The organism is Methylobacterium oryzihabitans, from assembly GCF_004004555.2.
Lineage (GTDB): Bacteria > Pseudomonadota > Alphaproteobacteria > Rhizobiales > Beijerinckiaceae > Methylobacterium > Methylobacterium oryzihabitans.
Genome location: NZ_SACP01000014.1, coordinates 25,351 through 43,942, shown reverse-complemented (window position 1 = coordinate 43,942; position 18,592 = coordinate 25,351). Strand labels below are relative to the sequence as shown.

The following is an 18,592-nucleotide window of genomic DNA, read 5'->3' as shown; positions in this document are numbered from 1 at the left end:
GGGCTTCTGGCGCGATCGGCCCGAAGCGGTCAAGCCGCGGGATGTCCCGGGGCGGTCACGCCGCCGGATGTCCCAGGGCGGTCAAGCCGCCGGATGTCCCAAGTCGCGGGTCGCCGCGGCCCGGGCCGCGGGGCGGCGCGCCTGCCCGGTCGGGCAGAGGTCGAGCACCGCGCAGGCGCCGCAGGCCAGGTTGCGGTAGTGGCAGCAGCGCTGCCCGTGCAGCATCAGCACCTCGTGGTAGTCGTAGAGCGATTGCGCGTCCCAGTCCGCCGGCAGTTGCGCCCGCAGGATCGCGTGGGCGGGCCCGACATCGACCTTCGGGCCGATCAGGCCGGTGCGCTGCGCCACCCGGTGATGGTGGCTGTCGACCGGCAGGGCCGGCATCCGCAGCACGCTGAACGACAGCACCGCGGCGCTGGTCTTCGGACCGACGCCGGGAATCGCCTCCAGCCACGCCCGCGCCTCCGGGACGGTCAGGTCCTTCAGGAAGCCGAGGTCGAGCCCGCCCGAGCGCTCGCGCACCGCGCGCAGGACCGCCTGGATCCGCGGCGCCTTCAGCTCCGGCCACGTCACGCCGGCGATCGTCTCCTCGATCTCGGCGGTCGGCGCGGCCAGCACCGCGTCCCAGTCGGGGTAGCGGGCGCGCAGGGCCTTGAAGGCGCGGCCGGACTCGGCGTTGCGGGTCCGGTGCGACAGCAGCGACGAGACCAGTTCGCTCACCGGGTCGAGGCTGTGGAAGTACGGGATCGGGCAGCCGTAGACGCCGCACAGGCGGCGGTGGATCGCCATCGCCTTCTCGGACAGCATGGCCTTGACGGGGAGATCGGGTGTCGCCGGGTCGGTCGTCATCGGAGCGGAATCCGCCGCCCCGACCCCTGGTTCCCGATGTTTACGCCTTGTCGGCCTTGCGCTCGTGTCGCAGCAGCAGCGGCGTCTGGGCCAGCGCGAACAGGATCGTCAGCGGCATGATGCCGAAGACCTTGAACGAGACCCAGAAATCGGTGGTCTGGGTGCGCCACACGATCTCGTTCAGCGCCGCCAGCACGAAGAAGAACAGGCCCCAGCGGAAGGTCAGCTTGCGCCAGCCCTCCGCGTCGAGGTCGAACACGCTGTCGAGGACGATCGACAGCAGCGACCTGCCGAAGGCGAGGCCACCGAGCAGCACGGCGCCGAACAGGCAGTTCACGATCGTCGGCTTGAGCTTGATGAACAGCTCGTCCTGGAGCAGCAGGGTCAGCCCGCCGAACACCACCACGATGACGCCGGAGACGAGCGGCATGATCGGCAGGCGGCGCACCAGGAGCCAGTGCACGGTGAGGGCGGCGAGCGTCGCGGCGATGAACAGGCCGGTGGCGACGAACAGGCGCTGGTCCGGCTGCACGCCGAAGCGGTCGGCATAGGCATTGCCGAAGAAGAACACCGCGAGCGGCCCGAGTTCGAGGGCGAGCTTGGTCAGCGGCGGCAGGTGGGTCTTGGGCGGGACGGATTCGATGTGCATGGGTGTCGCGTCGGTGGGGAAGGGTTGCGAGACGGCGCTCAATCCTTGTCGAGGCCGGCGATGGCGCGGGCGAAGTCGCGGGCCGAGAACGCTTCGAGGTCGGCCACGCCCTCGCCGACGCCGATGAAATGCACCGGCAGGCCGAACTTCGCGGCGAGCGCCACCAGGATGCCGCCGCGGGCCGTGCCGTCGAGCTTGGTCATCACCAGCCCGGTGACGCCGGCGGTCTTCTGGAACAGCTCGACCTGGCTCATCGCGTTCTGGCCGACGGTGGCGTCGAGGACGAGCAGCACCGCGTGCGGCGCGGTCTCGTCGACCTTGCGGATCACCCGGACGATCTTCTCCAGCTCCGCCATCAGCCCGGTCTTGTTCTGGAGCCGGCCGGCGGTGTCGATCATCAGGATGTCGGTGCCGGCGGCCCGCGCCGCTTCCAGGGCGTCGTAGGCGAGGCCGGCGGCGTCGGCGCCGGCGGGCCTCGTCACCACCGGCGCGCCGGTGCGCTCGCCCCAGACCTTGAGCTGCTCGACCGCCGCCGCCCGGAAGGTGTCGCCGGCGGCCAGCATCACGCTGCGGCCCTCGGCCCGGAACTTCTGGGTCAGCTTGCCGATCGTCGTGGTCTTGCCGGCGCCGTTGACGCCGACCATCAGCAGCACGAACGGCTTGGGGCCGGCCGCGATCTCCAGGGGCTTGGCCACCGGCGTCAGCGCCCGCTCGACCTCGGTGGCGAGGATCGCCCGCACCTCGTCGGGGGCGATGCCCTTGTCGTAGCGCCCCTGGCCGACCGCCTCGGAGATCCGCATCGCGGTCTCGACGCCGAAATCGGCCTGGATCAGCGCGTCCTCGAGTTCCTCCAGCGTGTCGGCGTCGAGCTTGCGCTTGGTGAACAGCCCGGTGACCCGATCCGACAGCGCCGAGGAGGTCCGGCGCAGGCCGCCGGTGAGCCGGCTCCACCAGCCGCGCTTCTCGCCCTCCTCGACGGGGGCCGCGACCAGCGGCGCGGGCTCCGGCTCGGGCGCGACGGGCACCTCCGGATCGTCGGCGCGGTCGTCGATCGGCTGGAGGTCGGCCCCGGCGAGTTCGTCGGGCAGGTCGCGCTCGGGCTCGGTCTCCGGCGAGGCCTCGGTGACGGTCGGGGGGGCGGGCGGCGTCTCGACCTCGGTGACGTAGTCGGGCGTGCCCTCGGACGGCGAGACGGTGTCGGGGGAGGGCGTCTCGGCCGGCGCGTCGTCGCGCCGCCCGAACAGGCGTCCGAGCCACCCCGGCTTCTTCTCGTTGCTCATCCGCACTTGCTCCCGAACCGGGGCAGGATCTAGAGCATTTCGGGCGCCAGGGGAAACCGCTTCGGCGCTTGGTCGGCACTTGGGAAAATGCGTCTGAATCAAGGACCTGAGCCGGCGGCCGGCGACGACATCCTCGCCCGTCTGCTCTACCGCGACGCCCTGATGCTGGTGATCGACAAGCCGGCCGGACTGCCGGTCCATCCCGGCCCCGGCGGCGGCGACACCCTCGTCCGGCACCTCGACGCCCTGCGGTTCGGGCTGCCGCGCCGGCCCGAGGCCGCCCACCGCCTCGACCGCGACACCTCCGGCTGCCTCGTGCTCGGCCGCCACCCGAAGGCGCTGGCGAAGCTCGGCAAGCTGTTTTCCGGCCACCGGGTCGACAAGACCTACTGGGCGGTGGTGGAGGGCGAGCCGGAGGAGGAATCCGGCGCGATCGACCTGCCGCTCGCCCGCCGCTCCGACGATCCACGAAGCTGGTGGATGAAGGTCGATCCGGCCGGCGACCCGTCGCTGACCCGCTGGCGCGTCCTCGGCCGCGATCGCGCGGGCCGCGCCTGGGTCGAGTTGCGGCCGGTCACGGGGCGCACCCACCAGTTGCGCGTGCACTGCGCCGCGATGGGCTGGCCGATCCTCGGCGACACGATCTACGGCCGTGCCCCGCGCCAGGGCGGCCCGGGCCTGCACCTGCACGCCCGCGCCCTGGACCTGCCGCTCTACCCGTCGCGGCCGCCGGTCCGGGTCGAGGCGCCGACGCCGGCGCACATGCAGGCGGCACTCGACGCCTGCGGACCGGGACCCGCTTGACGGGGTTTTCGATCGATCGCTCGGCGATCCCCGCGGGATCGTGGCGATTGCCAAGCCATCGCTTCGCGATGCGGATTTCGGCTTCGCTCAGGTGCGTGGAGCCGGAGGCTCCACCGCGCGGGCTGGTGATATGGAATCCGGAAAGAATCGTCCGAAAACCGGATCAGCCCTGCATCCTGGCCATCAGGGCGTCGGAGACGGCGAAGTTCACGAACACGTTCTGGACGTCGTCCTGGTCCTCGATCACCTCGACGAGGCGGATCAGCTTCTCGCCGGTCTCGTCGTCGACCTCGACGGTGTTCTGCGGCCGCCAGACCAGGGCGGTGCGGGTCGGCTCGCCGAACCGGGCTTCGAGGGCGCGGGCGACCTCGCCGAAGGCGGTCTGCTCGCAAGTGACCTCGTGGCCGGTCTCGTCGGACTTCACGTCGTCGGCACCGGCCTCGATCGCCGCCTCCAGCATCGCGTCGGCGTCGGCGACGGCGGCCGGGAAGGCGATCAGCCCGACGCGGTCGAACATGAACGACACCGCGCCGGTCTCGGCGAGGCTGCCGCCGGCCTTCGTGAAGGCCGAGCGCACGTCGGAGGCGGTGCGGTTGCGGTTGTCGGTCTGCGCCTCGACGATCACCGCGGCGCCGCCGGGGCCGTAGCCCTCGTAGCGGATCTCCTCGTAGTTCTCGCCCTCGCCGCCGACCGCCTTCTTGATCGCCCGCTCGATGTTGTCCTTGGGCATGTTCTCGGCCCGGGCCGCCAGGACGGCGGCGCGCAGGCGCGGGTTCATCGCCGGATCGGGCGTGCCGAGCTTCGCCGCGACGGTGATTTCCCGGGCGAGCTTGCTGAACAGCTTGGAGCGGACGGCGTCGACCCGCCCCTTGCGGTGCATGATGTTCTTGAACTGCGAATGCCCGGCCATGGCTCTCCCCGAAATGCCGTCGCCCGCGCGGAGGCCGCCGGTGAGGGGAGGCCCTCGACGCCGCGGGTCGAGATCAGGCCGGGTTATAGGCGCGCGCCGCAGCGGAAGACAATCGCCGCGGAGTGTGCGCGGTCACAGCGTCTCCAGCAGCCGCCGCATCAGGAGCCGCCGCGGCGCGATCGAGGAGATCAGGGCGTACTCGCTCAAGGTGTGGGCGCCGTCGCCGTCGATGCCGAGGCCGTCGAGGGTCGGGATGCCGAGGGCCGCCGTGAAGTTGCCGTCCGAGCCGCCGCCGGTCAGCGGCACCTCGCCGAGGTCGTGGCCGAGTTCCGCCGCGAGGTCGCGGGCATGGGCGTAGAGACGCTCGCCTCCGGCATCCTTGGCGTAGGGCGGGCGGTTCATGCCGCCGGTGACCGCGAGCGAGAAGTCGGGGCTCGCCGTCAGTCCGAGGATCGCCGCCTCGCAGGCCCGGCCGTCCGCGGCGCCGACCACCCGCAGGTCGACGCTGAAGCGGCAATGCTGCGGGATCACGTTCTGGGCGGTGCCGCCCTGGATCGTCCCGACCGTCGTGGTGATGCCGCGCTCGTAGTCGGTCATCGCCTCGATGGCGAGGATCAGCCGGGCCGCCTCGCGGATCGCGTTGCGGCCGTCGGCGTGGCGGCTGCCGGAATGGGCCGCGCCGCCCCGGGCGGCGGCGAGGAAGCCCTGGAACGCCAGCCAGGCGCCCCCCTTCATGTCGTAGACGCCCGGCCCGTAGAGCCGGTCGCCCTCGACCCGCACCGGCAGGTCGGCGGCCAGCGTCCCGACCGGGTGCACGGTGTCGAGATGCGACAGGACGAGGATCCCGGGCTCGTCGCGAAGCGGCCCGGCGCGCAGGCGCAGATGGTCGCCGAGCCCGTCGCGGCCGGGGATGCGCTCGCAGGCGATGCCGGCGGCGCCGGCCTCGGCGGCGACGAGGTCCATCATCCGGTCGACGCCCGACGCGCAGTCGGTCGGGCTCTCGACGGCGAGCCAGCGGCCGATCCCGGCGACGGCCTCGCCCGGGTCGGACTCGCCGGCGGGGGCGGGATCATGTCCCATCAAAAACTCCTTGCACCTTTATGGTCTGATAATACCAATATGTTCCCGACGAGATTGAAGGCAACTCGCGCCCTCGCGCCCCTTGCCAATCAGCACAGTTCCCAGGTGAGAAGCCAACATATGGCCTTCCTTGCATGAATACGCATCATTTAAAATCTGGAATTTATCAAGCATTTCGACGTCGTTCGCATTTGGCGGCCGTACCGACTTATGTATTCTGGCACACCGCTTTTGATATTATCTTTGAAGATCTGACAATATAGAGACATAGAAGCAAAAAGATGAGACGAATGAAGCTGCTCGCAAGATTTTTTGATAAAACGGATCAACCCGTAAGTAGAATAAGTGATTGGTCTAGTTTTTTCTCGCTACTTCTTGCAATTTTTACGATAGTTGGGCCTTCCGTCTACAATATACAAGCAATAAACAACTATGGATTTGGCGCAATTATTTTAACATCTTTGCTTGCCGCTTCCTTATTGTCGCTTATAATAGGTGTGACACTTGCCTGTATACGATACTATCACAATGGCAAAGGTACCTCTTTATTCGTTGCACACAAAGAAATCCAAAATAAAATATTTCTTATGGAGCAAAAATTAGATAAGAGTCTGAGGGAAATTTACAGAGACCTCATCAAGATTCAAGATGTCAACAAAAACAGCCTTTCATTCAACGAATCTAACAGTTTGATTGGTCAACTCTCAAGTCGCATCACCGATTTAGAAGCAATGCTGAAGCCTGAAGTCGGAAAGTATGGCATACTTCACACACTTGAATTCCCTAATATTGCAAACGCGAAAAACCGCTTCGAACAAATTGATATAAAGATCGATAAAAATCGTGAATATATCGAAAATTCAAACAAAAAATTAGGCGAAATAGCAGCCGACGTTCGCGAAAAAATCAATTTACTGTCCGTGCAGAGCAAAGATCGAGACAGATCAATCAAATTAGCGCTGCGCGCGTATATTGCTTATAATTCTTACATAACCAAAAAAGCTATTTTAGAAAGCACTCAAGAAGATCTCTATTTTAATATAAAAAATAGGAAAGAATCTATAATTTGGAGCGAGTGGCAGAATAAATTTACTTTATATAGATGCACTCTTGAGTCAATTTGTGATATTGCTGATATTTTTGTCGATGTTCGAAATAAGATCTTTCATCTTCCCAGCGATCTTTATCGCGGAGAAAGCTGGACCACAGATTTGCAAGGCCTCACTGACGATCAGAAACATGACTTTAAGACGATGCGAATACTCTGGAGAAATTTCAAAGAACATGAAGCAGAAATAGAAACGCAATTAAACAACTTGATTTACGGCGTGTGATATCTGAAAAATAATATAGATTACAAACTATGACAAATATAAAATAAATATCTTCCTTTAAATTCTGCATCAAGGAGGTCGATTATGGGGCTCATCACCTATCTCACCCGCATCCAGTTCGGGCGCGGGGCGCTGCGCCTGCTGCCGGAGGAACTCGCGCTCCTCGGGGTGTCGCGGCCGCTGGTCGTCACCGATCGCGGCGTCGTCGCCGCCGGGCTGGTGGCACGGCTCCTCGACGCCGCCGGGCTTTCGGATGCGACGGCGGTGTTCGACGCCACGCCCGAGAACCCGACCGAGGCGGCGGTGCTCGCCGCCCGCGACCGCTACCGCGAGGCCGGCTGCGACGGGGTGGTGGCGCTCGGCGGCGGCTCGCCCCTCGACCTCGCCAAGGCGGTGGCCCTCCTCGTCACCCATGCCGAGCCGCTGTCGCAGTATGCCGCGATCCTCGGCGGCATCCCGCGCATCCGCCCCGGCCAGCCGCCGGTGATCGCGGTCCCGACCACCGCCGGCACCGGCAGCGAGGTCGGCCGCGCCGCCCTCATCACGATGGCGGACGGGCGCAAGCTCGGGCTGATCGCGCCGTCCCTGATCCCGAACCTCGCCCTGTGCGATCCCGAGCTCACGGTCGGCCTGCCGCCGGGCCTCACCGCCGCGACCGGCATGGATGCGGTGACCCACTGCATCGAGACGTATCTCAGCCCGCGCGACAACCCGCCGGCGGAGGCGATCGCCCTCGACGGCCTGACGCGGGCGATGCGGTCGCTGCGCCGGGCAGTGGCGGACGGGCGCGACCTCGACGCCCGCGAGGACATGATGATGGCCGCCCTCGAGGGCGGGATGACCTTCCAGAAGGGGCTCGGCGCGGTCCACTCGATGTCGCACGCCCTCGGCGGGCGCCAGAGCCGGCCGCTGCACCACGGCACGCTCAACGCGGTGATCCTGCCCCATCTCCTGCGCTTCAACGCGCCGGCCTGCGAGGCGCAATACGTCGCCCTGCGCCACGCCATGGGCCTTTCGCCCGGCGCCGACCTCGCCGCCGCGATCGACGACCTCAACCGCGACCTCGGCCTGCCGGGGACCCTGGCCGAGATGGGCGTCACGGCCGAGGAGTGCGAGGGGCTGATTTCCTGGGCGGTCGAGGATCACTCGACGGCGACCAACGGCCGCCCGGTCGGGGCCGAGGATTTCCGCGCCCTGTTCGCCGCCGCCCTCGGGGGCGCGTGAGGCGCCGGGGTCCCCGGAGCCGCGGACGGCTCCGGGGTCGCCCGGTCAGGCGACGAGGTGGAAGTCGGTGCCGTGCAGCACGGCCCCGGCCCCGGTGCCGGCCGGGACCGTGAAGGCGGCGAGCGCCACCGCCGCCCCGGCGCCGCTGCCGTCCGCGTCCCAGTACAGGGTGGCGTTGGAGGCGCTGAGCAGGAACTGGCCGTGGGCCTGGGTTCCGTTCGGGGCCTTCCCGGTGACGAGGGCGAAGTAGTCCGGGTCGAGGCCGCCGCCCGCGGTGAGGCCGTGGCCGAGGACGAGGCCGTAATCGTCGGCCCTGACGCCGATGGCGTCGGTGCCGGTGACGAAGTCGGTGATCCGGTCGAGGCCGTTGCTCGCCGGCGCACCGAGCACGAAGGTGTCGGCGCCGGCGCCTCCGGTGAGCCGGTCGTTGCCGCCGCCGCCGGTCAGCGTGTCGGCAGACGCGCCGCCCCTGAGGTAGTCGGTCAGGTCCCCGCCGGTGACCACTTGCGTGCCGTCCCGGTTGAGCACCGCGTCGGCGGTCAGCACCGGAGCGCCGCCCTGGGCGACGTAGGCCCGCGTCTCCGACAGCACCGGGCCGGCCGGATACTGGGTGATCTCCCGGCTCAGCAGGCCGCCGACGTAGGTCGAGGTCTCGCTGACGCCGTTCGATTCCAGCACCGCGTGCAGCGTGAGGTGCCCGGCGGCGTCGTACTGGTCGGTGACCTTGCGGCCGTCGCCGTCGAGCAGGAAGGTCTGCAGGTCCTGGCCGCCATAGGTGCGGGTCTGGCGCGTCAGCGCGCCGCTGGCGGCGTAGCGGTCGTGCTCGGCGGTATAGGGTTTGCCCGCGATCCCCGGCAGGTAAACGTCGCGGGTGCCGTCGGCATGGACCTGGGTCTCGCGGGTGACCTCGCCGTCGCCGTTGTAGAGCCGGGCCGTCGAGAACTCGGTCCCGCCGGACGGATACTTGATCGTCTCGCTCGCGAGCACCGGCTGCCCCGCCACGGCGACGTAGGTCCGGGTCGCGACCGAGCGGTCGGGATAGACCACGCCCCGCGAGGTCAGCATCCCGCTCGCGTCGAACTGCGAGGTCGTCCTGACCCCGTTCTCGATCGCGAAGGTCTGGCGCTCGCCGCCGGCGAAGGTGCGGCTCTGCTCGACCAGGGCGCCGGCCGCGTCGTAGCGGCCGTGCTCGGCGGTGTAGGGCTTGCCGGTGATCCCCGACAGGAAGACGTCGCTCGTCCGGTCGGCGTGGAGCTGCGTCTCCTTCACGGCCTTGCCGCCGGCATAGGTCCAGGTGTCGGTGGAGCCGTCCGGGGCGCTCGCCCGCACCAGGGCGAGCTGGCCGGCCGCGTCGTAGCGCAGGACGAGCGGGCCGTAGGCGGAGGTCGCGACCTTCGCGGTGCCGCCGGGCGTCCCGGTCATCGGCAGGCCGGTCGGGGCCGGGTTGGGCGTGGCGCCGACCACGATGTCGAGCACCGCCATCGGCTGGCCGTTCGTGTCGCTCGTCCACGGGGTCTGCCAGCTCCCGGAGCCGGGCAGCGCGATGGTCTCGCCGAGGAGGTAGGTGAACACGTCGTGGGCGCCCACCGGCGCGTCGGCGTGGGCGGCGTAGCTGTACGACCCGTCCCGGTGCAGGGTGAGGTCGCCGTAGCGGCCGGTCAGGAGCGATTCCGCCGACTGGACGAACTGGCCGAAGGGATCGGTGCCGGCGAAGACCCCGTTCACGAACAGCGCGTCGCCGTCCGGGTCGCCGTCGTTGGCGAGCACGCCCTGCGCCGCCGCGACGGCGAGCGTCCGTCCGGTGACGGTCGCGCGGTCGTCGGCCGCCGTCGGGGCGCGGTCGAGGACGATCGTGACCGTGCCGGTCGCGGTGCCGCCCGGGCGGCCGTCGCTCACCGTGTAGTCGAACACGTCGGTCGGGTGCTGGCCGAGGGGCGCGTCGCCATAGGAGGACGCCATGTAGGACGCCCCGCCGTTCAGCCCCGGGGCCATCAGGGTGCCGTAGCGGCCCTGCGTCGAGAGGCTCCCGGGCATCGGATCGCCCGACGCCGGCACGCCGCGGGCGGTGACGCCCGTCAGGGTCACGGGGTCGCCGTCCTCGTCGGAGGCGGACAGGGAGATCGGCGGCGGCGGTGACCCGGGCAGCCACGGAACGATCGGAACCGTCGTCGACCCGGCCACCGGCGCGTGCTCGACGATCGACTGGAACGCCACCAGCGTCCCGCCATGGCCGTCGTCGTGGCTGACCAGCGTGAAGGCGGGATCCGACGCCGTCGGCACCGCGCCGCCGGGGGAGGCATTGCGGTCGAACACCGTGTGCAGGTCGAACGAGACCCCCGCCGCGGTGGTGACGTGGAGGCTGTCGCCGTCGAAGCTCGCCGCGGTGACGCCGGCAAGGTCGATCCGGGTCGCCGGGCTGCCGATCACCAGCGTGCCGCCGAAGCCGGTGCTCCCGCGAAGGTCGAGGGTGTAGCTGCCGCCCATCGACCAGATCGTGCCGGTGACCCGGGCGGCGTCCTCCAGCACCAGGGTTCCGCCATAGGCCTGGATGGTGTTGCCGACCGCGCCCTTGAGGTCGAGGGTCGCGTCGTACCCCACCGACAGGATGCCGGTGCCGGAGACCGGCCCGTCGATGGTGAGGCTGCCCGAGGGCAGCGCGTCGATGGCGCCGTCGTTGACCACTGCGCCGCGCAGCGTCGCGGCGCCGCCGGGCCGGACCCCGCCGTCGTAGAAGGTGTCGATGAAGCCCCCCCGGCCGACCCGGATGCCCCCGGCGGCGCTGACGCTGCCGCCCTCGAGGACGAGGCCGTGGCGGTAGCCCGTGCTCGCCGTGACGACGAGGCTGTCGCCCAGGGACAGGGCGCCGGTCGCCGCGAGCGTCGCCGTGGCGGAGCCCGACAGGGTCAGGCTCGCGGCCGAGACGGATCCGGAGATGGTCCGGCCGCCGGAACCGGTGGTGACCACGTCGTCGAAGCCGCGGGCGACGGCGCCGTCCTGCCAGTTGCGGGCGTCGGACCAGTCGCCGCCGGTCCAGGTCGCGGTCGTACCCTGCTGGAAGCTCACCAGCGTCCCGCCCCGGCCGTCGCCGGTCAGCACCGCGCCGATGCGGGCGGGATTGACGTAGGTCGCCGGATCGACGTCCTGCGGACCGCTGCCGCCCTGGAGGTACAGCGCGGTGAGGTCGAGGGTGTCGCCGTCGGTCTCGGTGATGTGCAGGCGCGTGCCGTCGCTGCTGTAGCGCGCGGTGTCGACGCCGACGAGGTCGAGGACCGAACCGGCGAAGAATTGCAGGCTGCCGCCGAATCCGCCGCCCCGGAGGTCGAGGCTCGACATCGGCGCCCAGTCGTGAGCCTCGTCGACCGTGACCGTGCCGGTCATCGCCCGGCCCTGGTCGAGGCGCAGCGTCCCGCCGGTGAGGTAGACCCTCGCGTCGCTGGCCCCGTCGAGGTCGAGCACGCCGTTTGTGCCCACCATCGCCATGCCGGCGCCGGTCAGATCGCCGTCGATGGTGAGGCGGCTGCCCTCCTGGCCGCCGCCGCCGATGTTGACGAGGCCGTCGGTCCGGACCGTCCCGTGGACCGTCGCCGCCTGCGCGAGGATCTCGGTGCCGGCGTCGAGGTCGAGGCCGCCCGCGACGGTGAGGTCGGAATTGCCCAGGTCGAGCCAGGACCTGCCGGTCTGCCCGTAGGTCGGGCTGCCCTTCATCGTCAGGGCGCCCGAGAGGGTGATCGGCCCGTCGAGCCCGAGGACGCCGCCGCTGGCCCCCTTCGAGAAGTCGGCGCTGATCGCGTGGAGCGCGTAGGGCCCGTTGAAGAACGCCGCCGAATGGGCGTTCGGGTCGGTGCCGAGGATCGCCGCGTCGTCGACGATGACCACGTCGCCACCGGCGACCGGGCCGATCCCGTCGACCCAGTTGGCGGCGGTGCCGGCATCACCCTGCGCGCCCGAGCGCCACACGGATGGCGGCGGCGCGACCGAGGCGGTGCCGAGGGTGATCCCGCCGGCGCCTTCCCAGCCCACCAGCAGGGTGCCGTCGGCGAGCGGGCTCGCCGTCGCGATGCGCTCGTCGCCGGTGGTGGCGGCGAGGGCCGCCTCCGCCCCGATGGGCCGCCCGGCGGCGTCGAAGGCGCGGGCGTGGATGTCGTAGGCGTTGATGCGGTTCGGCCCCGAGAAGGCGAACTCCTCCCACTCGACCACGAAGCCGCCGCCGGCGGTGGCCGCCACCTTCGGCCGCAGATGGGCGGTGTCGGCGGTGGTGTCGACGATCATCGGCGAGCCGACGAGGCTGCCGTCGGCGCCGACGATCTGGACGCGGACGTGCGAGGTGTCGCTCGACCCGTTCGACCACGCCACCGCCAGCCGCCCGTCCGACAGGCCCGCGAGGCTGACCTGCCGCGGGTCATTGGTTTCGAGCAGGCCGAGATCGAGGACCGGGCCGGCGGCGCGGTCGCCCGGCCCGAACGCCTGGAGGTGCAGGCTCATGACGCGCGAGCCGTTCCAGTCCCCGAAGTGGAACCACGACAGGGCGTAGCCGCCGCCCTGAAGGCCGGCGACCTGCGGGTAGTAGTTCGGATCCGGATAGTCGCGGGTCGGGTCGAGGCTACCGATGGGCACGGTGCCGGCGACCGCGCCCGACGCGGTGTAGCGGGTGGCGACGAGGCCGGTATTCGCGACCCCACCGCTCGGGCCGATCAGGGTGCCGTCGCCGGCCACGATGAAGCCGCCATCGGCGAGTGCGGCCACCGCCGGATTGTCGACGCTGCCCGGAACGACGTTCGGGGCGTCCGACGCGACCGTGACCACGCTCGCCCCGAGGGAGCCGTCGGCGCCGACGATCCGGCTGCGGATGCGGTTGCTGCCGGGAGACCACGGCTCTGGCGGCGGCAGGTACTCGTTGAAGCTGACGACGAAGCCGCCGCCCGCCAGCGCCGCGACCTGGGGCTGGTGCGGGGTTCCGCCCGCATCGGTCTCGACCGAGCTGACGACGAACGGATCGCCGGCGGCCGCGCCGCCCGCGTCGACGAACTGCGCCAGGAGCCGGTAGGGCGCGCCCGCGTTGTCGTCGTCGAGCCACAGCAGCACGCCGCGGCCGTCGGCGAGGCCGGCGGTGACGTGGTCGCGGCTCGTGCGCCCGGCGAGTCCGAAGCTCCGGGTCGCCCCCGTGAGCGCGATGCCTCCGGCTGGTGCGGTCGTCGTCATGGCCGTCTCCCCCTCGTGTCGCAGAGCCGCGCGGGCGCCCCCGATGTTTCGGTTCGCGCCTTCCGGCTTCGTCTGGATGTCACAGTTTTTTCCGGGCACGACGCCCGTCAACATGATCTTGTTTGCATAAAGATGTCTCAGATAAACTATAATATAAGTCAAAACGTGTTTTAACCAACGAACTATCTTATATTTGTATTCCTGAGAGTGCCCATACCCCATCTGTGGTACGGAGGAGAATTTTTTGCCGAAGCGGATTAGACCACGAGGTCTAGGAGTATTGGTGAGGCGCCCGCTACCGCGGCGCCGGAGATCGCCGTATGGTTGCACCACCGGCCGGACGAGGCGCGCTCCGGCCGCAGACGGAGGCTCGCTGCCGGATCGATGATCGACAGGCTCTGGAACGAGATCGTCGAGATCATCTACGGGGCGGCTCCCGAGCCGGATCGCTGGCCGGAGGTGCTCCAGCGGATCGCCGAGACCGTCGGGGCGCGGGGCGGCACGCTGCTGTTCCACCGCGGCGACGGGCGGATCGGCACGATCGTGTCGCCGTCGCTGAACGGGATGGTCGAGGATTACGACCGCGACTGGCAGCACCGCGACGTCCGCGCCGCGCGGGCCTTCGCGGCGAGCGCGAGCGGGCGGCGGGACGTCCAGACCGACCAGATGCACTTCACCGAGGAGGAGATCCGGACCCTGCCGATCTACCGCGACTTCCTCGCGCCCCGCGGCCTGCGCTGGTCGATGGGGGCCGCGGTGTCGCCGGTGCCGGACGTCGCGGTGGTCCTCACGGTGATCCGGGCGATCGACCGCTCGCCCTTCGACGAGGCCGAGCAGGAGCGGTTCGTCGCCCTGAGCCGCCACGTCGAGCGGTCGCTGAGCCTGTCGATCCGCCTGATGGACGCGCAGACCGAGCGGCTCGGCTTCGCCTGGGCCCTCGACCGCATCGCCTGCGGCGCCCTGGTGCTCGATGCCCGGCAGCGGATCCTGTTCGCCAACCGGACCGCCCGCGCGATGCTGGGACACGGCCTGACCGATGCCGGCGGCCAGTTGCGGGTGCGCGATCCGCAGGGCCAGCCCGCCTTCGCGGCGCGCTTCGCCGCGCTCGCGGGATCCGCCGGCGGCGCCTGCGAGGCGCTGATCGTGCCGAACGGCGACTCGAGCCTCATCCTGCAGATCCTGCCGGTGCGCCTCGACGGCCGGGCCGCGGACCTGAGTTCGGCCGCCGCCATCGTGCTGGTCTCGGCACCGGACGAGAAGCGCCCCTACGACGCGGCGGTGCTGCGCGATGCCTTCGGGCTCACCCTCGGCGAGGCGCGGCTCGCCGCGCTGATCGGGGCGGGCCGCTCGCCGAGCGAGGCCGCCGAGGCGCTCGCCATCGCCGAGAGCACGGTGCGCACCGTGCTGAAACGGGTGTTCGAGAAGACCGGGGTGTCGCGCCAGAACGAGCTCGCGGCCCTGTTCGGGCGCCTGTTCCTCCGGCGCGCGCCGGAGCCGGGCGCAGAGGGCTGAGCGGCCCCGCCCCGGCGAACGGAATCGGGTCCTGCCACGTTCTCATACCAACGGCCCAAGATGCTGACGCATCGGGCCATTGATCCATCTCAAATTTTCGATGCCAAGCCAGAGGCTTGGTGAAAATTCGAGAACGGAACCAAAGGTCGTTTTCAACGACCGTTGGTATCACCGGGTGGCGCGGAACGGGAGGCGGTCGGGATGAGTGTGCCGGTGACGTTCGAGGACGACGTCGAGGCGCGGGTGAACGCGCTCGAACTGGTCGTGGTGGCGATGATGCGGGAGCTGGCCCGGCGGGATCCGGCGGTCCGCGACGGCCTCCTGGCGGAGGTCCGCCGCGCCGCGACCGACGTCGATCCGCCGACGCCGAAGACCGAGGCGATGCAGGCCAAGGCGCTCGCCCTGGCGGAGATCATCCTGTCGCCGTAGAGGCGAATCCTGTCGCCTTGAGGGCGAAGCGCCGCCCCGGGAACCCGTGCACCCGGCTCAGCCGTGATGCTCGCGGATGTCGCCGCGGTCGCGGCCGGTATCCGAGCAGGGCGGCCAGTAGCGTGCGGGCAGGACGGCCTCGATCCGGTCGCACGGATAGCGCGCGGAGAGGTAGTGGCGCGCCTCGTCCTTCGACTCGGCCCGGACCGTGACCGGCGGACGGTAGCCGCCCCGGGTGCGGATGCTGCCGATGTAGAGCGCCGTCATGTCGTCCTCCTGCTCTGCCCTAGGGAAGGCGACGCCTCCGCCGCGCGATGGCGGATGCGACGATGTCGGAACGGCCCGGATCGCGGGTGAGGCCGTCCTCGAAGCTGTGCCGTGTCCTCTGCGGTCGAGAACCCGCCCGATCCGTTTCCGGCGCAAGGCGGTTTCCCACTTGGCTACACTACACCGGATCGTGCCCGCGCGCGCGTGTGCTGGCGCACATCGGCCCCGCTCGGGACCGCGACCGGAACCGGGCAGATGCGCCAATCGAAAGTCATGGACTTTCGTTTCTTCGCTTTTCCTTTCGTTTTCGGTTGCGCTGGGACGCGCGCCTGCCTTATGGTCGCTGCAATGGACGAAACACGGGCCGAGCGGCCCGGACGACGACAGGGAGGTGGCCTTGGCCGAGAGGCGCCAGCAGCCCGGCCGCGACGAGCGCGGCGTGTTCGACCTCGCGGTGATCGGCGGGGGCATCAACGGCTGCGGCATCGCCCGAGACGCGGTCGGCCGGGGCGCCTCGGTGGTGCTGCTGGAGCAGAACGACCTCGCGTCGGGCACCTCCTCGACCTCGACCAAGCTGATCCACGGCGGCCTGCGCTACCTCGAACACTACGAGTTCCGCCTCGTGCGCGAGGCCCTGATGGAGCGCGAGGTGCTGTGGGCGATGGCGCCGCACATCGTCTGGCCGCTGCGCTTCGTGCTGCCGCACCTCGAGGGCCTGCGCCCGGGCTGGCTGCTGCGCCTCGGCCTGCTGCTCTACGACAACCTCGGCGGCCGCAAGCGCCTGCCCGGCACCCGCACTCTCGACCTCACCCGCGACCCCGCCGGCGAGCCGTTGAAGCCGGGCCTGCGCCGCGCCTTCGAGTATTCCGACTGCTGGGTCGAGGATTCCCGCCTCGTCGCGCTCAACGCCCGCGACGCCGCCGAGCGCGGGGCGGTGGTCCGCACGCGCACCCGCGTCGCCGGCGCGACCCGCGGCGACGGCGTGTGGGAACTGGCGGTCGAGGATCGCGAGACCGGCCGGCGCGAGACCGTGCGGGCCCGCGTCCTCGTCAACGCCGCCGGCCCCTGGGTCGCCGACGTGCTCACCGGCGTGGTGCGGGCCAATTCCGCCTCGGGCGTGCGCCTCGTCCAGGGCAGCCACATCGTCGTGCGGCGCCTCTTTCGGCACGACCGCGCCTACATCTTCCAGAACGCCGACCAGCGCATCATCTTCGCGATCCCCTACGAGCGCGACTTCACGCTGATCGGCACCACCGACCGCGACTACGCCGGCAACCCGGCCGAGGTGAAGGCGAGCGAGGAGGAGATCGCGTATCTCTGCGCCGCCGCGAGCGAGTATTTCCGCGATCCCGTCACCCGCGACGAGGTGGTGTGGACCTATTCCGGCGTGCGCCCGCTCTACGACGACGGCGCCTCGAAGGCACAGGAAGCCACCCGCGACTACGTGCTGACCCTCGACGCGCCGGACGGCCAGCCGCCGATGCTGTCGGTGTTCGGCGGCAAGATCACCACCTACCGCCGCCTCGCCGAATCGGCGCTGGAGCGCCTGAAGGACCACCTGCCGGCGGCGCGCCGGCCGTCCTGGACCGGAGGCGCCCCGCTGCCGGGCGGCGACTTCCCGCCCGACGGCTACGACGCCCTGGTCGCCGACCTCGCCGGCCGGCATCCGGGCCTGCCGCGCCCGCTGGTCGAGCGGCTGGTGCGGGCCTACGGCACCGACGCCCGCGCCATCCTCCAGGGCGCCCGCACGATGGCCGATCTCGGCCGCGTCTTCGGCGCCGACTTGACCGAGCGCGAAGTCGCGCACCTGATGCGGCGGGAATGGGCCATGAGCGCCGAGGACGTGCTGTGGCGCCGCTCGAAGCTGGGCTTGCGGGTCTCGCCCGACGAGGCCGCCGCGCTCGACGCCTTCATGCGGCGCGACGCGGCCCCGAGCGCCGCCTGACGGAAGGGGAGGACGCGCCATGACGCTGATCCTGGACAACGTCTCGAAGCAGGTCGGGGCCGAGACGCACATCCGCGACGTCAGCCTCGCCCTGCCCAAGGGCTCGCTGACCGTGCTGCTCGGCCGGACGCTCGCCGGCAAGACCACCCTGATGCGCCTGATGGCCGGGCTGGAGGCGCCGACCTCCGGCCGGGTCCTCGTCGACGGGCGGGACGTCACCGGCCAACCGGTGCAGCGCCGCAACGTCGCGATGGTCTACCAGCAGTTCATCAACTACCCGTCGCTGAGCGTGTTCGAGAACATCGCCTCGCCCCTGCGGGTCGTCCGTCTGCCGAAGGCCGAGATCGAGACCCGGGTGCGCGAGGCGGCGCGGCTGCTCAAGCTCGAACCCTATCTCCAGCGCCGGCCGCTCGAACTCTCCGGCGGCCAGCAGCAGCGCACCGCGGTGGCCCGCGCGCTGGTCAAGCGCGCCGACCTCGTGCTGATGGACGAGCCGCTGGCCAACCTCGACTACAAGCTGCGCGAGGAACTGCGCGAGGAGCTGCCGCGGATCTTCGCCGAAACCGGGGCGATCTTCGTCTACGCCACCACCGAGCCGGCCGAGGCGCTGCTGCTCGGCGGGCGCACCGCCACCCTCGACCGCGGGCGGGTGACACAACTCGGCCCGGCGCCGGAGGTCTACCGCCGGCCGCACGACCTCACCACCGCCCGGGTCTATTCCGACCCGCCGCTCAACACGCTCACGGTGGTCAAGGCCAACGGCCGCGTGACCCTGCCGACCGGCGGGCAGGCCCGGGCCGCCGGCACCCTCGCGACCGTGCCGGACGGCACCTACACGCTCGGTTTCCGCGCCCACCACCTCGCCCTCGACCCGCTGGCGGGCGACGCGATCGCGCTGCCCGCGACCGTGTCGGTCTCGGAGATCACCGGGTCGGAGAGCTTCATTCACGTCGATGCCGGCGAGGCCCGGCTGATCGCGCTTCTGCCCGGCGTGCGCCGGCTCGAACCCGGCACCGCCGTCACCGCCTGGCTCGACCCGCGCCACGCCCTGCTGTTCGACGCGGCCGGGCGCACAGCGGCCCTCGACCTGCCCGAAGCGGCCTGAAGGAT

Annotated in this window: 14 protein-coding genes; 7 read left to right on the top strand and 7 right to left on the bottom strand. The window is 70.0% G+C overall.

The window, feature by feature from the left end; translation table 11 throughout:
• Positions 1–81: 81 nt before the first annotated feature.
• The 3 genes from EOE48_RS15355 to ftsY are packed head-to-tail and all read right to left on the bottom strand — an operon-like array spanning position 82 to position 2,778.
• Positions 82–849 carry an endonuclease III domain-containing protein gene (locus tag EOE48_RS15355; RefSeq protein WP_187371431.1) on the bottom strand — a complete coding sequence of 256 codons (768 nt, stop codon included), beginning with the start codon at positions 847–849 and terminating at the stop codon, positions 82–84.
• A gap of 40 nt (positions 850–889) precedes the next feature.
• Positions 890–1,498, bottom strand: a complete 609-nt coding sequence (locus tag EOE48_RS15350) for a septation protein A (protein ID WP_127730626.1) — start codon at positions 1,496–1,498, stop codon at positions 890–892.
• A 38-nt stretch (positions 1,499–1,536) separates the two neighbouring features.
• Positions 1,537–2,778, bottom strand: a complete 1,242-nt coding sequence (gene ftsY, locus EOE48_RS15345) for a signal recognition particle-docking protein FtsY (protein WP_127730624.1) — start codon at positions 2,776–2,778, stop codon at positions 1,537–1,539.
• Positions 2,779–2,865: 87 nt separating this feature from the next.
• Here ftsY and EOE48_RS15340 point away from each other — a divergent pair, with 87 nt between their 5' ends.
• Positions 2,866–3,582 carry an RluA family pseudouridine synthase gene (locus EOE48_RS15340; protein ID WP_127730622.1) on the top strand — a complete coding sequence of 239 codons (717 nt, stop codon included), beginning with the start codon at positions 2,866–2,868 and terminating at the stop codon, positions 3,580–3,582.
• 163 nt (positions 3,583–3,745) lie between these two features.
• On the opposite strand, the gene EOE48_RS15335 is transcribed toward EOE48_RS15340, so the two are convergent.
• Entirely contained in the window at positions 3,746–4,492 is a 747-nt protein-coding gene (locus EOE48_RS15335; RefSeq protein WP_127730620.1) for a YebC/PmpR family DNA-binding transcriptional regulator, read from the bottom strand.
• 132 nt (positions 4,493–4,624) lie between these two features.
• Positions 4,625–5,572 (bottom strand): M20/M25/M40 family metallo-hydrolase, encoded by a 948-nt coding sequence (locus tag EOE48_RS15330; protein WP_127730618.1) that lies wholly within the window; start codon positions 5,570–5,572, stop codon positions 4,625–4,627.
• A 290-nt stretch (positions 5,573–5,862) separates the two neighbouring features.
• Between EOE48_RS15330 and EOE48_RS15325 the strand changes: the two genes are divergently transcribed.
• Both EOE48_RS15325 and EOE48_RS15320 read left to right on the top strand, forming a co-directional pair.
• The gene (locus tag EOE48_RS15325) at positions 5,863–6,906 is read left to right on the top strand and encodes a hypothetical protein (RefSeq protein ID WP_127730616.1); all 1,044 of its coding nucleotides are present in this window, start codon (positions 5,863–5,865) and stop codon (positions 6,904–6,906) included.
• 84 nt (positions 6,907–6,990) lie between these two features.
• A complete protein-coding gene (locus tag EOE48_RS15320; RefSeq protein WP_127730614.1) occupies positions 6,991–8,130 on the top strand; it encodes an iron-containing alcohol dehydrogenase in 1,140 nt (379 codons plus the stop codon).
• A gap of 45 nt (positions 8,131–8,175) precedes the next feature.
• Here EOE48_RS15320 and EOE48_RS15315 read toward each other — a convergent pair whose 3' ends face one another.
• Entirely contained in the window at positions 8,176–13,329 is a 5,154-nt protein-coding gene (locus EOE48_RS15315; protein ID WP_127730612.1) for an Ig-like domain-containing protein, read from the bottom strand.
• 384 nt (positions 13,330–13,713) lie between these two features.
• Between EOE48_RS15315 and EOE48_RS15310 the strand changes: the two genes are divergently transcribed.
• Complete coding sequence (locus tag EOE48_RS15310) at positions 13,714–14,841, top strand: helix-turn-helix transcriptional regulator (protein WP_127730610.1); 1,128 nt, start codon at positions 13,714–13,716, stop codon at positions 14,839–14,841.
• 201 nt (positions 14,842–15,042) lie between these two features.
• A complete protein-coding gene (locus EOE48_RS15305) occupies positions 15,043–15,270 on the top strand; it encodes a hypothetical protein (protein ID WP_127730608.1) in 228 nt (75 codons plus the stop codon).
• 57 nt (positions 15,271–15,327) lie between these two features.
• Here EOE48_RS15305 and EOE48_RS15300 read toward each other — a convergent pair whose 3' ends face one another.
• Complete coding sequence (locus tag EOE48_RS15300) at positions 15,328–15,537, bottom strand: hypothetical protein (protein WP_127730606.1); 210 nt, start codon at positions 15,535–15,537, stop codon at positions 15,328–15,330.
• Positions 15,538–15,934: 397 nt separating this feature from the next.
• On the opposite strand from EOE48_RS15300, the gene glpD reads away from it, so the two are divergent.
• Entirely contained in the window at positions 15,935–17,482 is a 1,548-nt protein-coding gene (gene glpD, locus EOE48_RS15295) for a glycerol-3-phosphate dehydrogenase (RefSeq protein ID WP_246154437.1), read from the top strand.
• A 19-nt stretch (positions 17,483–17,501) separates the two neighbouring features.
• Positions 17,502–18,587 (top strand): ABC transporter ATP-binding protein, encoded by a 1,086-nt coding sequence (locus EOE48_RS15290; RefSeq protein WP_127730602.1) that lies wholly within the window; start codon positions 17,502–17,504, stop codon positions 18,585–18,587.
• The last annotated feature ends 5 nt before the right edge of the window (positions 18,588–18,592 follow it).

Coding starts and splice junctions, on each gene's coding strand:
- EOE48_RS15355 (WP_187371431.1), bottom strand. CDS start 849: ATGACGACCGACCCGGCGACACCCGATCTCCCCGTCAAGGCCATGCTG.
- EOE48_RS15330 (WP_127730618.1), bottom strand. CDS start 5,572: ATGGGACATGATCCCGCCCCCGCCGGCGAGTCCGACCCGGGCGAGGCC.
- EOE48_RS15300 (WP_127730606.1), bottom strand. CDS start 15,537: ATGACGGCGCTCTACATCGGCAGCATCCGCACCCGGGGCGGCTACCGT.
- EOE48_RS15350 (WP_127730626.1), bottom strand. CDS start 1,498: ATGCACATCGAATCCGTCCCGCCCAAGACCCACCTGCCGCCGCTGACC.
- EOE48_RS15305 (WP_127730608.1), top strand. CDS start 15,043: ATGAGTGTGCCGGTGACGTTCGAGGACGACGTCGAGGCGCGGGTGAAC.
- EOE48_RS15315 (WP_127730612.1), bottom strand. CDS start 13,329: ATGACGACGACCGCACCAGCCGGAGGCATCGCGCTCACGGGGGCGACC.
- EOE48_RS15290 (WP_127730602.1), top strand. CDS start 17,502: ATGACGCTGATCCTGGACAACGTCTCGAAGCAGGTCGGGGCCGAGACG.
- EOE48_RS15335 (WP_127730620.1), bottom strand. CDS start 4,492: ATGGCCGGGCATTCGCAGTTCAAGAACATCATGCACCGCAAGGGGCGG.
- EOE48_RS15340 (WP_127730622.1), top strand. CDS start 2,866: ATGCGTCTGAATCAAGGACCTGAGCCGGCGGCCGGCGACGACATCCTC.
- ftsY (WP_127730624.1), bottom strand. CDS start 2,778: ATGAGCAACGAGAAGAAGCCGGGGTGGCTCGGACGCCTGTTCGGGCGG.
- EOE48_RS15320 (WP_127730614.1), top strand. CDS start 6,991: ATGGGGCTCATCACCTATCTCACCCGCATCCAGTTCGGGCGCGGGGCG.
- EOE48_RS15310 (WP_127730610.1), top strand. CDS start 13,714: ATGATCGACAGGCTCTGGAACGAGATCGTCGAGATCATCTACGGGGCG.
- EOE48_RS15325 (WP_127730616.1), top strand. CDS start 5,863: ATGAAGCTGCTCGCAAGATTTTTTGATAAAACGGATCAACCCGTAAGT.